The organism is Pseudomonas sp. GV071, from assembly GCF_003050835.1.
GTDB lineage: Bacteria > Pseudomonadota > Gammaproteobacteria > Pseudomonadales > Pseudomonadaceae > Aquipseudomonas.
On sequence record NZ_QAOJ01000012.1, the window covers coordinates 100,981 to 115,307 of the forward strand.

Sequence of the window (14,327 nt, forward strand, 5' to 3'; positions counted from 1 at the left end):
GATTGCAGCGCTCAGGGTTGCGGCGCCGCCATCTGAACCCTGCCGCTCATGCCGGCAATCAGTTCGTTGAAATGGCCATCGATCACGGCGGTCAGTTTGACCGACTGGCTGACCGGGTCGACCCGCGCGCCGATGCGTTGCACCTTGGCCGGGTAGCTCTTGCCGGTTTCGTCGATATTCACTTCAAACGCCGTACCCTCGCGCACCCAAGCCAGCCAGCGCGACGGCACGATAAATTCAAGCTCAAGCTGGCTGTCGTCAATGATGTCCAACAACGCCTGACCAGCCTGCACATACTGCTGCTCGCGGACCTTCTGCTCGGCAATGCGCCCGGCAAACGGCGCGGCGATCTGGCATTTGCCAATCAGCGCGCGGTTGCCCGCCACATCTGCCTGGGCCTTGAGCACCTCGGCCTTGGAAATCTCCAATTCCATCTGCCCTACCGAATTGAGTTCGGCGAGTTTCTGGTTTCCGCGCCAGGCCGCGTTAGCGGCCATCAGCGCAGCATCGGCCTTGGCCAACTGGGCCTGTTGCAAGGTGCAATCGAACTGCACCAGCACCTGGCCCTGTTTAAATGCCGCGCCTTCACGCAACGGAAAGCGGTTGATCTTGGCGCCGACTTCCGCCGCCAACGTGGTGTAGCGCAGTGGCGACAGCTGGGCGCGGATTTCGCGGTTATCCAGCGCCGTACCACTGCCCTCGCCTGCTGCATTGACCGCCGGGGCCAGCACACACAAACCGGCCACCAGCAGTTGCCGCATCGGCGTCACTCGCGAACGTCCTCAGCCGGCAGCTTGCCTTGGTCCCATACCTGCAACGACTGGCCCACCGCGGCAGTCAGTTGGCTCAGCGGCATATCGGAAGTGCCATCGACTACCGGCTCCATACCCAGGGTCGCTTGCAAGCGCGAGGCGGCGGCCTGGGCGTTGGACAAGGCCTGGTAGCGGCGCAGTTGCGACAGCACGGCGGTGCTTTGTTGGGAGATACGGTCCAGCGCCGATTGTTTCTGCACGCTTTCCTGGTTGGCCACGTGCTGGGCCAGGCGGCTATCCACCTGGGCAATGGCATCCGAGCGCTCGTACTGGCGCGCGGTATTGGCGTATTGCAGGCGGGCGATATGCAGCTGGCTCAGCACCGCCATCTGGATCGCCATGCGGCGCTGGTCGGCCAGCGCCACACCGGCATCGGCCAACTTCAGTTGCTGCGGCGCCGACACCAGGCCCATCAGGTTGTAGGCGATCTGCACGCTCGCCTCGTTCCAGTTTTCGTGGATCAGGTATTTGTCGTCGCTGTGGTTATAGCCGTAGTTGAACGACAAACCAGGGAACAGTTTCAGCAGCGTGCGATGGGTTTCTTCCTGGGCGATACGGGCGTTATAGATGCCCTCGCGCAGGTCCGGGTTACGCAGCAGCGCCACTTCTTCCAGCTTGTCAGTGGGCTGTTGCAGCCACAGAGTGTTTACCGTCGCAGTGGGTTCGACCACGGTGTACGGCACGGTCAGCGGCAAGGACGTGAGCGCGGCCAGCTCGGTGCTGGCGGTGGAAAGCTCCTGCTCGATGGTTTCCAGCAAACGCAGGTTTTCCAGCAGTTGGCGCTGATAGCGCAGCGGCTCCAGCGGCGAGCGAATGCGGTCGTCTTCGGCTTGGCGCGCATCGGACAGGGCTTTTTCGGACTCGGCGATGGTGGCCTTGAGCACCGGCACCAGTTTTTGCGCCGCCACTACGCGCCAGTAGGTGGCGCGTACATCCAGGATCAAGGTATGCAGCGCCTTGCGCCGCCGCTCACCGGCAATCAGCACGCGGTCGGCATTCTGCCGCGCGGCGTAGTAGCTCTGGCCAAAGTCCAGCAGGCTCCAGGAAATGCCGATCTGCGAGGTCACCACTTCGCGGCTGGAGGAAATATAGGGGTTGGCCAGCGACGGCTCGCCGGTCACCGAGTCTTCGCTTTCGGTGATCAGGTCGTTATTGCGGTTACGGTAGCCGGCCGAGGTAATCAGCTTGGGCAGCATGTCGTACTTGCCAACCTCAAAGGTGCCCTGGGCCACGGCTTCTTCCATGGCGCGGTAACGGCGGTCGGCGTTGTACTTGATCGCCCGGGCAATCGCCTCATCGAGCGACAGCGGGCCGGTCAGCGGCTCGACGCCTTCGCTTAGCGTGGCCTTGTCTTGCGCGACAGTGGTACGGACTTCGTCGGTAGTCAGGCGCGACGACTCCAGGTCCAGGGTCGAACAGCCGCTTAACACCAACACGCTAATGGCGGCGCTGGCGGCGGTTTTGAAAAGGCTTGGAAGGTGAATGGCGGAAGCTGAAAAGCGCTTCCCTGACGCAAATTCCATATGGTGCTCCCCTGAGCAGAAGTCGGTGCGGCCTGTCACTGGCCCCATTTCTTATTGGTGTTGTAAGTCTTGCCTGAAACGGACGCGGTGTACCCCGCCTCTCGCTCGTTTTAATCCTGCTAGCGCTCTTCAGGCTGCCCTAGAAACCTGACACGGACCGGTGCTGGTGGCCCGCAAAAGCGCAAAGAAACCGAGTCTATCCGAGCCAAGGCATTTCTGAGAAGCACGAAGAAAATGGGCAAAGCTGCCAAAGATGATTCTCAGGCGTTAGCGAAAACAGCCAATCAGGGCGGCGGCCGGGGCTGTATGCCCCTTGTTCCAGGGACATGGATCATCGTTTGCCGTTATCCCCACGGGGGCTAGGGGCCCCGCTTGCGGGAGAGGGGCCGGGGTGAGGGCTACGGCTGGTGCGAACTGTCCGGCGGCGGTTCGCTGTTATTGCTCAAGGTAATGGCAATGGAGTGCTCGGTGCCGTCCACGCTGGTGACCACTATCTTGTCTTCCAGGCTCTTGCCCGCAAAAAAGGGAATCAACAAACACGGAGGTCTCACTCCAAGAACTTTCAGACCTATATCACCGCAATGAACCTATCCAACATGGAGCTCAAACCATGCCATTGCAGTGTCCTTATTGTCTTTCTCTTCGCAACCGCAGGCGTAACTCGGCGATTCAGCTCGGTGCTGCACTGGGAACCGTCTTTGGCGTGGGCTGTGCTGTTCGAACACCTATCGTTAAAAGCATCCCTGCCGAAGCACTCGCCAAGGCTGTATTGGAAAGCCTAAGAGCCGGAATGAAAGGTGGCCTGATCGGCGCCCAGATGGGCGAGCACTTTGATGAGCAATTTCAAACTAGCAAACGATGCCTCAACTGTGGGCAGACATTTGTCGTGAAACAAACCTCGAACTGATCCGCCCTTCCTCCAACCTCAAAAACACTATTGGCTTACTGCGCATTGCGTAGCGCTTATGCCTGCTCGAACGAAAAAGGAAGCTAACTGCCCTTACTCAACGGCAGCTCCATGGCCGATTGCAGCCGGTCAAGACAGGCGAACCAGCCATTCCCCTGTCGCTACTCTCGATCCAAGAACTGTTTTGAGTTGAAAAATTCTGACCGCATCGAACCCTAACCAACTCGGTAAGCGTGCCGCCTACAGTGAGATCAGCACCTCAACTCAAGAAGATGTCTTTCATCCTTCGTTGAGAAGACTGCCCACACTACATATCGAGTGGTGGCGATAACAATCGCTTGGTGTGAAAAGCCTCGCTCAACGAAATGAGTAATCCAGCGGCCATCTATCTCCTCGCCGCAGTAATCCTCAAAGCTCAGGTATTCCTGAACACGCCACAGAATTGTTTCACTCAACCCTGGCCTCCGAGAAGCAGCGTCCATTTGCTCTGCGCCGGCGGCGTTACGCAGAGCGAACGATCTGATCAAAGCGCCTTCGCTGCGTAGATTGGACTCCACCAGATTGTCTGCTGCGGCGTCACCAAGTTTGTACCGTATAACGCCAATAGTATCTGTGCTGCCGATAGCGTAGTCGGCGAAATAACCATGGCGAAAACCCACCTGATCATTCAGGTCGCTCACCGCACGCAGATATCCGTTCATTTCGTTAACGTACTTTTCAACAGTTACCATGAGTACCTTGAGATTTATCAAATGCTCGCTTTGAGAACGGTGGCTCTGCCGGAGTTTCAAACAATAAACTGCGACACATGGGCAAGAATCGGCAAAATGCTGCCACTAACCTTGCTTCGAATATTCATCGGTAACTGACTCCAAAAGCCGCTCGCTCTCCTCGAAATCGCTGCGAGCCTCGGGGGTAAGCGACTCAACAAGCTCCGGCGTCAGCCACGTTGTCGGGTGTTCTTTTCTATAGCTGGCAGCGCGGTTAAGGGCGCGTTTCCCCAGCTCTTCATACTCACCCAGCATCAGTTCAGGCCAGAGATAGATCGAAAGGCCTTTCTTGCCATCACCGTGCCTTATAAGCGCCACATCGCGATCAAACTCCAACGACTCCCGCAGTCGTTCGAGATTGCCCTTATCAAGATCCATGAGCTTCGCCGTGGCTAACGAGGCCATGAACTTGGCGTCTGCTTGGACGTGCCCGGTGGCGCCCATGCGGGTACCCAATAAAAAGGTGCAGGCGGAAGTAGCCAGCACTACTGCAACTACGGTTGATGTCTTCATTTGGGGCTGTCCCTTTCCTCATTTATTTCTGTAGAGCGGACTGTGCGTCCCTACGAAAAGCGGCGCTTCATAGCTTTTTGATTGGCTGCTTTTGGCCGATTGCAGCCTGTGGTGACGGGCAGAAAACGGCCCAATAGCGGACATCAGAAGTTTTCTGAAGCTTGTTCAGACCGCCTCAGAGCGCAAGGCTGTCAATTGGTTTGAGATATCCCAACCGCAGGAAGACAATTGTCAGCGCACGAGGCAGTAGGACGTAGCCCTGTTCCGGGGAGCGTCCATGAGCAACGAAATCCCACGCATCGCTGGTCGTGGCCATCTCATGCAGTAAGCGCAGAAAGGGCTTGGGAAATGTGTTTTGAGAGGGCTTGAATGATGCGCTATGGCGACTTCCTTCGAATACACATGAGAGCGTGACGCTGTCCTCACACGCTACGGTAGGGAGGCAGTCGATATTTTCCAAATGCATGCCGGTGTTTTCCGCGATCTTCGCCAGTGCATGCGCGTAACCATTTACATGCGTTTCCCAAGCGAAGTGGGCGTGGTCGTTTATCAGTGTTTGGTGGGCACTGAAAATACCGGCGATCTCCCAGGCCTTTCGCGGGTTAAGCGGCCCGCGCTCCTCCAAGGGAATTTGCTGGGCATTTTCGTAGGCGTTGAAGTTAGCAGCCTTCGCCGGTGACCAAGCACGAGCAGTTTCCAGTCGGCTTTGGTAGTACGCGTCAGTAAGGTAGCCACTCGCATGCAGCACAGCGTAGAGCTCATCTCGACTCTCCGCTGGCACCCACACAATCGGGGGCTCGCTCGCAGGGAAGCAGTATTGGTAAGCACCCCCTAAGGGTTCAGACGGGCTTTCCACTTGTTTGAACGCGAGCGCATTGCTTTCAGCCAGCACCGCCAGAAATTCATCTTCATCCATGGTGGTGACACCAAGGGCGTTAGCTTTGCTGGTTTTATCCGCACCAGGTTTTGAACCTACTACCAACAATGTGGTTTTCCCATTGAGGTCTTTTTGAACGGTGCCACCTTTCTCCCTGATCAGCTCTTCCAGCGTCACCCGAGAGAAACCACTGAAACTACCGGTTACCACCACATACTGCCCCGCAAACCTCGCCCCTGGACACGGCAGCCACTGCCAGTCGCCGCTCGCATACTGGTCGAAGTGTTCGCCTGCATCGTTCACATAGAAGGTTTCGCCGGTGCCGGAGTCGAACGCGCTGATCTCTACATCAGTGCAACCGATTGCGTTGAAAAATGACACCAATCCATCGACCTCAAGGGAGCTCGTCGAGTCGAAGGCTAAGTGCAGGAGCCCGTTGTCTTCGTTCAAGGTAATGGGGGCGGCCAGAATATCTTCGACGTCATACAGCACCTTCCTAACATCCAAGGCCCTGATCGCAACGTAGTCATTGGCGTTCACATGCGCCACGAACGTACGAATAGCTGCCGCTGTGGCGGAGTCGCCAGGCTTCATGTACAGATTGAGGCTGAGTGCGGACATTGTTCTTCCTTGAAAGGGTGATGAATACCAAACTGGTATGCAGGTAGTGGCTGTGGCCTCAGGGGCAGCGTAATTCCTCGTGACTCAAGATTAAAAGATTGCAGATGATTTTTTTGCCGTTAACCGTCCGCTTCTGGCTGATTGCGGCCTGTCGTGAGCTACCGCTATCGGCCAGGAGCCGACGTTCAAGTGCCAGCCAGTAGTGCTTATTTGGCGTAGCAAAAATATTCCTGCCTCCATTTCTTTCAAGGGCAACCTCGGCGGTTTTCCTGGCTGGGCTAATGACGTGATCCAGCGCCTAATTATGCGCGGCACTGGGGCTTGCAGCAGCACAGACTTATCTACTGTGGTGGCCATTAAAGGCTCTGTCATCTAGTGCCGGTAGTGTGACGACGCCAGGCTCTAGTTCGCACATTAGCGGACAAAAGTGGCATCAACTTTGCCTTTGAAAACTGACTCCATGGACAGCTAACGAAAGGATTCGACCATGTCGCAGCCTGCTGTATTGCGCGCGTTTTTCACCCTTGCCCTATTACTCCCGTGTACCGGGAGTTTCGCCGCCTTGAACGCGGACCTGATCACTTACCCCAAAGACCAAAACCAGTACCGCTCAGTGCGTCTGGCCAACAACATGGATGTGATGCTAGTGCACAGTGCCGGAGCAACCCATGCGGCGGCGAACGTGACCGTGCAAGCTGGCAGTGCACAAAACCCCGAAGACCTTCCGGGGCTGGCGCACTTCACCGAGCATATGGTGTTTCTGGGCAGCGAGCGCTTTGCAGACCCCAACGGCTACTCCACGTTCATGAGCAAGGTTGGTGGCAACTTCAACGCCAACACGGAGACGGACTTCACCAACTATTACTTCCGTGTTCCCCAGGCCGCCCTGGGGGAAGCATTGCAACGGTTGAGCGCAACATTGGCTGTGCCGCTGTTCGATGTGAGTTACGTGGACCGCGAGCGCCATGCCGTGGACGCCGAGTACCGCATGCGCATGGATGACGACAGGTTTCGGCTGATGGACGTCCTCGGGGAAATCATTAACCCCACACACCCGATGGCACAGTTCCAGATGGGCAACCTGACTACGCTGGGCGGCGATCCACAGGTTCTGCGCCAACGGGTTAGCGAGTTCCACCAGCGCTACTACAGTGCCAACCTGATGAAATTGGTGGTCAGTGGCCCACAGTCGCTGGACGAACTGCAAGCCTACGTCAACGACAGCTTCGCCTTGATGACCGACCGACGCCTACCAGTGCCCGCTACCGACCAGGTGCTTGAGCGACCCGGTCTGTTTCCAGGCGAGCTGCAGATCAAATCGATAAAACCGAACAACGAACTGTCCTTCCTGTTCGTGGTGGGCAATGCCCCTTCGGACCGCAGTAACAACACCTTGGCCTTCCTGCTCAGGCTGCTGAACAACAAAGACCCCGGCGGCCTGCAACACCGGCTTAAACAAGAGGGCCTGGCGCAAAACGTTGGGGCTGGTATGGCCAGGTCGCGGGCAAACCAAAGCATAGTCACCATTGAGGTGGCTGTACCTATCGGACAGACCCCCGACTTTGCGCGCATCCAGGCCACCGTGTTTGGTTATCTGGACGAGATACGTAAAAAAGGTTTGCAGGATTGGCGGTACCAGGAAACGGCGAACCTGACCCGCCAACGTTTCGAGCAAAAGCGCCCCAGTGATCCGCTGGAGCACGTACGCCTGATCGCCATAAATTCCCGAGAGTACCCGACCCAGGATTGGCTCTACGGGCCTTATCGCATGGAGCATTTCGACGCAGCGCGTGCCACAGAAATACTGGATGCAATGACGCCAGCGAGGCTACTCAGGGTGTGGCTATCTCCTGATGCTGTCACCGACAAGACCTCCAAATGGTTCGCCGGGCCTTACCGTTTCCAACCGATAACACACTGGCCCGAAGCGACACCGATTGCGGGCCTTGCACTGCCCGGGACAAATCGTTTTACCGCCGACGACATGCGCGTGCTCAACGTCAAAGCAGACAGGCCCGCGCTGGCAGTCGATAGCACCGGTATGAAAGTCTGGTACCGGCCGGAGCATCAGTTCAACTCGCCGAAATCGGTATGGAAGATCGAGCTGCAAAGCCCGGCGCCGGCCAGTCCAAAGGAGCAAGTCAGGCTGCGGCTGTTCGCCAGTTGGCTACAGGAGGTACTGGCACCTGCGGCTCAACAAGCGGGGCAAGCCGGCCTGGGGGCGGAGCTCTCGACGTCACTGAACGGCTTATGGATTGAGTTAAGTGGCTTACGCCAACGCCAACCCATGCTGCTGGGCGAAATCCTCGACGGTGTAGCTCGCCGTCCGATCAGCCCCGAGGAATATCAACGGGTAGCCACCCGACTCAAACTCAGCTTGCAGCGCCAGGAAGGCAAATCGCCAACGCAAAATGTCGGCGAAGCACTGGGCGTGGCGATCTACCCCACCGCCTGGCTGCCGGCCGAAAAGCTCGCTGCATTGGAGCAGATGAGCCTGCAAGACTTGGAGAAATGGCGCGGCGACTGGCTCAAGCAGCTACACGTTCGCGCTCTGGCGGTGGGCAACCTGGCACCTGAGGACGTTCAGCAAGTGGCGCACCTGCTGACCGAGCACTTGCACCCGACACTCGCTGCCTCCGCCGTACCGCCGTTCCCGCCGCGCGATCTGGCGGCTGACCTGCCTGTGCTGCACCAGCAAACGGATAGCCAGGACCACAGCATGCAGTTGTACTGGCCTCACCCGCAGAAAACCCCCGAAGCACGGGCTGACACCCTGTTGTTGGCGCAGTTGATCAAGAGCCGTTACTTCCAGTCGCTGCGCACCGAGCAGCAGTTGGGCTATGCGGTCGGGGGCTCTGCTGGGTGGAATAGCGGGGTCGCTTCGCTGAGCTTTAGTGTGCAGTCCCACGGGTATTCCAGCGATGTATTGCGTGAGCGTACCCAGACCTACTTGCAGCAAATGGATGCCCTGGTGGCGAGCCTGGCCCCCCAGACTCTGGCGGCGGCGAGCAAGGCACTGGTGGCCAATGTGCGTGCCCGACGGTCGAGCGTGGACAACATGGCCAGTGGCTACTGGACGGATATCAAAGCAGGCGATTACACCTTTGGTTCACGCAAGCGACTGGCCAAGACGCTAGCCGCACGCACCCCCGAGCAGGTCCAGGCAGCCTGGAAACAGATGCGCCGGGCACCCACGTTATGGGTGGTGGCCGACCCGGGCGTCGCCGCTACCCTGGCGAGCTTCAAACGCACACCGACCCAGCTGTTGGCGCCGGAGCAAGTGATCCAGGGCAATGAGGTTGCAGGCGCTGCACAAGGGAGCGACGGGAAATGATGGGACACGCTGCATGGCTGCTGACTGCATTGGCGCAGGCGGTACAGCCGACTGTTCATTCCGACTACCTTTGATCACGCGGAGCACTTGGTATGCATCTCCCCACCATGACCACCCCGCGCCTGCACCTTATGCCGCTGCACTCCAAGCACGGCTCTCGCTTAGCCGAGCTAGGTGACGACCCCTTGGTGGCAGCCTATACGGCCGGCATGCCATCGCCTTATACGCTTGCCGCCGCCCTCGACTTTATCGAGCGCTCAGTACTAGCCGCCGAGCGCAAGGAAGACGTTGTGCTCGGTATCTTTCTGCACGAGGAAGAACTGATCGGCGTGATCAACCTGCGGCCCTCAGCTCGTCACCAAAGCGGGCATCTTGGCTATTGGATGGGCGCGCCTTATCGCAACCAGGGCTACACCACGGAGGCTGTTCGGCTGGTCATCGAGTTCGCCTTCGACAGCCTGAAGCTGCACCGTGTGCAGACCGCGTGCATGGCAGTTAACGGCGCATCGGCACGGGTGTTGGAAAAAGCCGGACTGCTGCAGGAAGGGGTTAGTAAGCAGGCTTTTTTCAAGGAAGGGGTATTTCACGATCTGTTGCAGTTCGGGGTCATCGGTCAAGACTGGCGCCTGAGCTGATCCGCTCGATTTTTTTATCACGCCTCAGAGAGGGAAACCATGCGATACGTGATTTGCACACTGCTGTCTGTGACCTGTCTGGTTGTGGTGACGGGTTGCCAGCACGCTCCTCAGCACCACCAGGAGCGTGCGCCGAAACATGCCATCGCCATTCAACGGCCAGGGGCCGCCCAAGTTGTAAAGGAGGTAGGGCGCGACCGCTGCAACAAGTTTGTTGATTGCACACCGGCCACAGTCTTTCCCGAGCACCCATTCACATCGTGGGGAACTGGCAGTAAAAACTGCACCTTACCGAAAGTGATTGCCCGCGGTGGCGGACTGACTCCACGCAACGTTGACCCTTTGACGAATGCCAAGGTATGGGTGGCCATGATCGTTCCCCCCGACGGTGGGCGCCCGGTAGTCGCGCGTGTGGTGGGCAGTGATGACCAGCGCTTTGAAGCGTCGGCTTATGCAATGGCGATGGCGTTCGTGTATCAGCCAATGATCTGCCAAGGCATCGCCCACGAGGCCTTTGTAGTGGCTCCGTTCCATTTTGGTCCACGGCCGCTAATGAGTAGATAAGCAGCAGAAATCCAGCAAATACTCTTAAGAGCGATTTGAGGCCTATTCGGCGTCGATATAAGTCAGCTTTTGGCCGGTTAGCGACCACCGCACTGGCTAGCCATCCTTGTCCTTCCACACGTGGAGGACTTTCCATGAACATCATCGCTACCTACAGCCGTCAGCCCTGGAACAAAGGAAAGTTGGTCGGGCAGAAAACCCCGCTGCGGCTGAGAGATATCTGGGCCATCCGAGTAAGGCTTCAAATTGCAGAACGAACCCGGGATCTGGCTCTGTTCGATCTGGCCATCGACAGCAAGCTACGAGCCTGCGACTTAACCAAGCTCCGTGTGTGCGACGTTGCTCATGGCGAGCATGTGTCATCACGAGCAATGGTTATGCAGCAGAAAACGAAGCGACCAGTGCAGTTCGAGATTACTGAGCAAACACGGTCTGCTCTCGCGGCCTGGATACATCAAGCCCAGCTCCGTAGCCAGGACTGCCTTTTCCCGAGCAGGCTGCATACCTCAGACCATCTATCCACTCGTCAATACGCTCGTATCGTCAAAGGCTGGGTAAAAGCCATTGGCCTTGATCCAGCCATGTATGGCACTCACACAATGAGACGTACGAAGGCATCGCTGATCTATCGCAGGACGAAGAACCTACGGGCGGTTCAACTTCTGCTAGGCCATACGAAGCTGGAGAGCACCGTTCGATATCTTGGGATTGAGGTCGATGACGCTCTGGAAATGGCGGAGCAGACTGAGGTCTGACCATATATTGCGACGGTCGAAGTCAGACCGTCGCTAACCGGCCAATTGCAGCCTGTCGCGAAGGGAAGATTTCGGCCTAAAAGGCATCTGCTGCTGCCGGTAACACTCAAAAAAGCTCGCAGCTAGTCGAGATCCGACTACCTTCGGCTGGATACACCTAGGGTGTCCAATCCACACCATGGTCCTGAAGATAGCTATCCACAGCTGCGCCGACAGTGGGCTGAAAAATATCGCTGCCGATCTGTTTAAGCACTTCAAGGCGCTGCAGCTTGTCCTTTACCGGGTCTTTCATCTCCGCAAAACGCAGTTCGATTCCGACATCGCGCAGGCCTTGCCCAAGCTCAATCAACATGTCAGCAGAGGTAACGTCGACGCTGGTAACCGGTTCGGCGGCGACCACAATTCGTCGTACCGACGTCGGCGACTGCGCGATCACCTCCTGCACGCAGCGTTGGAAAAGTTCGGCGTTGGCGAAGAACAACGGCGCATCCCAGCGAAACAGCACCAACCCTGGAATTCGGCGGGCGTTCGGATAGCGGGCCAAGTCGTGGTAGCCCCGCACTCCATCGACCCTACCGAGTAATGCGTAATGAGGACGCCAACCATCCCAGAGAAACTCGACTACGGCGGCTACCACAGCCAGGCCGATACCAGGCACCGCGCCCAGAACCGCAACACCGACGAAGCAGAAAACTGATAACCAGAACTCCCAGCGCTGAATACGGTAGATACGGCGCAAGTCCTTGAACTCGAACAAGCCAATGGCCGACGCGATCACCACCGCGGCCAACGCACTGTTGGGCAGGTGCTGCAGCAGGTCGGGGGCAAACAGCAACAGCAAGGCGACCGCCACTGCGCCAACTACGCCGGTGAGCTGGGTTCTCGCGCCAGCAGCCTCGGCGACCGGCGTGCGTGATGAACTGCTGCTGATTGGAATGCCTTGGAAAAAACCAGTCAGCAGATTGGCCACGCCAAGTCCCACCATTTCCTGGTTGGGATCGACCGTAGAGCGCGTGCGGGCGGCGTAGGTACGCGACAGCACGCTGGTGTCGGCAAACGACACCAGTGCCACGGCGCCGCCACCGATAAGCACGGTGCTCAGGTCTGCCAGGCTTATCAGCGGCAGCGCGAAGTTGGGTAACCCTTGCGGCAGAGAGCCCACCACCTTTACCGCATACCTGGCTTCCAAATCGAAGACCGCTACCACCAGGGTGGCGGCCACCACCGCGATGAGCATGCCGGGCAGCCGCTCGTACCGCTTGAGCAGCAGAATCAACGCCAGGGTGCCGGCGCCGATGGCGAAGGCCCAGGTATTGGCCGCGCCGGCGAATAACGCCTGCACCAGGCTCCAGATGTCGCGCAACGGGCCGTCACTGTCGATGGAAATGCCGAACAGCTTCGGCGTCTGGCTGATCAGCACGGTCAGCGCGATACCGTTCATGTAGCCGTAGCGAATCGGTTTGGACAGCAGCTCGGTGATAAAGCCCAGGCGCAACAAGCCCGCGCCGATGCAGATCAGCCCCGACACCACGGCCATTGCACTGGCCAAGGCGATGGCGCGCACCGGATCGCCGCCCGACAGCGGCAGCACGACGGCAAGAATGATCGCCACCAGCGCCGAATCAGGGCCCAGCACCAGAATGCGGCTCGGGCCAAACAGCGCGTAGGCAAGCAGCGGCACGATGGTCGCGTACAAACCATAAATTCCCGGCACCCCTGAGGCCTCGGCATAGGCAATGCCCACCGGCACCAACATGGCCGTTAACACCAGACCGGCGACCAGATCTTTCGCCAACCAGGCCACCTGATAAACGCGCAAAACCTGCACACCGGGTAACCAGCGTTGCCAAGTTGGAGAACGGTTTACTGCTGGCGGTCGAGGGTCGATATTTGGGGCTGACATGGGTAGCAGTCACCTCGTAGCGACGTCAGTCAGGACGCTGTGGGGTCGGGGGTAAAAAAATATGCCAAGCCGAGAATCAAATACACCGCCAACAGCTGCACGCCTTTGAGCCAGTCTGAACGGCCGTCACCGGCAACCTGGCCGGTGATCAACACAGCCAGCAACACGCTCAGCACCAGGCCGCCCGAGAACGCCAGGTCCATTGGGGTGCCGCCGATGGCGTGGCTCGCCAACACCAGAACCGGCGCTACGAACAGCGCGACCTGAACACTGGAGCCGATGGCGATGGATAAGGACAGGTCCATGCGGTTCTTCATCGCCGCCGACACGGCTGAGGCGTGCTCAGCCGCATTGCCCAGGATGGCCACCACAAACACACCAACAAACAGATTGCTGAGCCCCAGCTGTTTGGCGCTGGGAGCGATAGCAGCGACCATGATTTCGCTGATCCAGGCGATCATCACCGTTGCCACCGCCAGCACGCCCAAGGCCTTTTTCATCGGCCATAGACGGGTGTCTGGGCTTTCCTGCCGGGGAATCGGAGCCCCGGCGAACAGGCTGCGATGAGTGACCAGCGAGTACAGCAGGAACAACCCGTACACCAGCAACAGCACCAGTGAGATATACACGCTCAGAGAAACCAAGCCATCAGGTGCGCGCGCGGACACCGCAGCGCTGTAACCCGCGGGCAGAATCAAGGCGATGGTGGCCAGCGTCAGCAGCGTGGCTTGTGAGCGCGCCGCCGAGGCGTTGAATTGCTGCTCATGATGGCGCAAACCTCCGGCCAGCATGGCGGCCCCCATCACCAGCAGAATATTGCCGACGATGGAGCCGGCAATGGAGGCTTTAACGATGTCGTGCAGCCCGGCGCGCAATGCGCTGAACGCGATGATCAGCTCGGTGGCGTTGCCGAACGTGGCATTGAGCAAGCCACCGACACCCTCGCCGGAACGCTCCGCCAACTGTTCGGTGGCGCGCCCCAGCCAACCTGCTAACGGCACAATGGCCAATGCCGCCGCGAGGAAAACCATTAGGTGGTAGTGCCCGGCGGTGTGCTCAAGGAGAACGGCGATAGGGACAAACACCAACATCCACTTGAGCATCTGCTTGCTC

General features: G+C 58.4%; 13 protein-coding genes. 5 read left to right on the top strand and 8 right to left on the bottom strand.

All coding sequences use genetic code 11. From position 1 onward, the window contains the following. Window positions 1-11 precede the first annotated feature (11 nt). The 3 genes from C8K61_RS21200 to C8K61_RS21210 form a co-directional block, all read right to left on the bottom strand. Window positions 12-761 (bottom strand): efflux RND transporter periplasmic adaptor subunit, encoded by a 750-nt coding sequence (locus tag C8K61_RS21200; protein ID WP_178086487.1) that lies wholly within the window; start codon window positions 759-761, stop codon window positions 12-14. Between the two features lie 5 nt (window positions 762-766). Then, window positions 767-2,335 carry a TolC family protein gene (locus tag C8K61_RS21205; protein ID WP_108098278.1) on the bottom strand — a complete coding sequence of 523 codons (1,569 nt, stop codon included), beginning with the start codon at window positions 2,333-2,335 and terminating at the stop codon, window positions 767-769. A 398-nt stretch (window positions 2,336-2,733) separates the two neighbouring features. Further along, the gene (locus C8K61_RS21210) at window positions 2,734-2,871 is read right to left on the bottom strand and encodes a VCBS domain-containing protein (RefSeq protein WP_158272532.1); all 138 of its coding nucleotides are present in this window, start codon (window positions 2,869-2,871) and stop codon (window positions 2,734-2,736) included. Between the two features lie 74 nt (window positions 2,872-2,945). On the opposite strand from C8K61_RS21210, the gene C8K61_RS26685 reads away from it, so the two are divergent. Beyond that, on the top strand, window positions 2,946-3,242 hold the full coding sequence (locus C8K61_RS26685) for a hypothetical protein (protein ID WP_146174323.1): 297 nt from the start codon (window positions 2,946-2,948) through the stop codon (window positions 3,240-3,242). A 251-nt stretch (window positions 3,243-3,493) separates the two neighbouring features. Here C8K61_RS26685 and C8K61_RS21215 read toward each other — a convergent pair whose 3' ends face one another. The 3 genes from C8K61_RS21215 to C8K61_RS21225 all read right to left on the bottom strand — a co-directional run bounded on the left by C8K61_RS21215 (window position 3,494) and on the right by C8K61_RS21225 (window position 6,023). Continuing rightward, window positions 3,494-3,973, bottom strand: coding sequence for a hypothetical protein (locus tag C8K61_RS21215; protein ID WP_146174324.1), 480 nt, complete (start codon window positions 3,971-3,973; stop codon window positions 3,494-3,496). A 105-nt stretch (window positions 3,974-4,078) separates the two neighbouring features. Next, on the bottom strand, window positions 4,079-4,525 hold the full coding sequence (locus tag C8K61_RS21220; protein WP_108098281.1) for a hypothetical protein: 447 nt from the start codon (window positions 4,523-4,525) through the stop codon (window positions 4,079-4,081). 175 nt (window positions 4,526-4,700) lie between these two features. Then, window positions 4,701-6,023: a BRCT domain-containing protein gene (locus C8K61_RS21225; RefSeq protein ID WP_108098282.1), complete on the bottom strand. Its 1,323-nt coding sequence runs from the start codon at window positions 6,021-6,023 to the stop codon at window positions 4,701-4,703. Window positions 6,024-6,510: 487 nt separating this feature from the next. Between C8K61_RS21225 and C8K61_RS21230 the strand changes: the two genes are divergently transcribed. The 4 genes from C8K61_RS21230 to C8K61_RS21245 all read left to right on the top strand — a co-directional run bounded on the left by C8K61_RS21230 (window position 6,511) and on the right by C8K61_RS21245 (window position 11,311). Beyond that, window positions 6,511-9,357, top strand: a complete 2,847-nt coding sequence (locus C8K61_RS21230; RefSeq protein WP_108098283.1) for an insulinase family protein — start codon at window positions 6,511-6,513, stop codon at window positions 9,355-9,357. 92 nt (window positions 9,358-9,449) lie between these two features. After that, window positions 9,450-9,992 carry a GNAT family N-acetyltransferase gene (locus C8K61_RS21235; RefSeq protein ID WP_108098284.1) on the top strand — a complete coding sequence of 181 codons (543 nt, stop codon included), beginning with the start codon at window positions 9,450-9,452 and terminating at the stop codon, window positions 9,990-9,992. 369 nt (window positions 9,993-10,361) lie between these two features. Continuing rightward, on the top strand, window positions 10,362-10,556 hold the full coding sequence (locus tag C8K61_RS26690) for a hypothetical protein (RefSeq protein WP_108098285.1): 195 nt from the start codon (window positions 10,362-10,364) through the stop codon (window positions 10,554-10,556). A gap of 134 nt (window positions 10,557-10,690) precedes the next feature. Further along, a complete protein-coding gene (locus C8K61_RS21245) occupies window positions 10,691-11,311 on the top strand; it encodes a tyrosine-type recombinase/integrase (protein ID WP_108098286.1) in 621 nt (206 codons plus the stop codon). A 157-nt stretch (window positions 11,312-11,468) separates the two neighbouring features. On the opposite strand, the gene C8K61_RS21250 is transcribed toward C8K61_RS21245, so the two are convergent. Then, window positions 11,469-13,214: a SulP family inorganic anion transporter gene (locus C8K61_RS21250; protein WP_108098287.1), complete on the bottom strand. Its 1,746-nt coding sequence runs from the start codon at window positions 13,212-13,214 to the stop codon at window positions 11,469-11,471. Window positions 13,215-13,243: 29 nt separating this feature from the next. Then, a complete protein-coding gene (gene cax, locus C8K61_RS21255; protein WP_108098288.1) occupies window positions 13,244-14,317 on the bottom strand; it encodes a calcium/proton exchanger in 1,074 nt (357 codons plus the stop codon). Between the last annotated feature and the right edge of the window lie 10 nt (window positions 14,318-14,327).